The sequence below is a fragment of the Methylobacterium sp. WL69 genome (assembly GCF_008039485.1).
Taxonomy (GTDB): Bacteria; Pseudomonadota; Alphaproteobacteria; order Rhizobiales; family Beijerinckiaceae; genus Methylobacterium.
This window is the reverse complement of sequence record NZ_VRUZ01000213.1, coordinates 1-555: the sequence shown is the minus strand read 5'-3', so window position 1 is coordinate 555 and position 555 is coordinate 1. Positions and strand designations below refer to the sequence as shown.

The 555-nt window shown below is 75.9% G+C and carries 1 protein-coding gene; it reads left to right on the top strand.

Features of this window, described 5'->3' with window-relative positions:
* Positions 1–18: 18 nt before the first annotated feature.
* On the top strand, positions 19–555 hold a 537-nt coding region (locus tag FV218_RS22515; RefSeq protein WP_147711614.1), incomplete at its 3' end, for a (2Fe-2S)-binding protein.

Sequence of the window (555 nt, the reverse complement as noted above, 5' to 3'; positions counted from 1 at the left end):
CCCCGTCAGCGAGGCCGCATGAGCACGAACGCCGCCCCGCGCGACGACCGGATGCCCCTCGCCCTCACGGTGAACGGCCGGGCCGTGACCCTGCGGGCCGAGCCCCGCATGCATCTCGCCGACGTCCTTCGCGAAGAACTCGACCTCACCGGGACCCATCTCGGCTGCGAGCACGGCATCTGCGGCGCCTGCACCGTGCTCCTCGACGGCGAGCCGGCGCGGGCCTGCCTCACCGTCTCGGGCGCCTGCGCGGGGGCCGAGGTCACCACCATCGAGGGCCTCGACGACGATCCCATCGCGGGCGAATTGCGGGCCGCGTTCAACCGCGAGCACGCCCTGCAGTGCGGCTACTGCACGCCCGGCATGCTGGTGGCCGCCCGCGACCTCGTCCTGCGCCTGCCCGACGCCGACGAGCGCCGCATCCGCGCCGGCCTCTCGGGCAACCTGTGCCGCTGCACCGGCTATGTCGGCATCGTCCGGGCCGTGCGCGGCGTCATCGCCGAGCGCCGCGCCCGCGGCATCGCCCCGACCACGGGGGCGCAGCGCGGCCTCGGC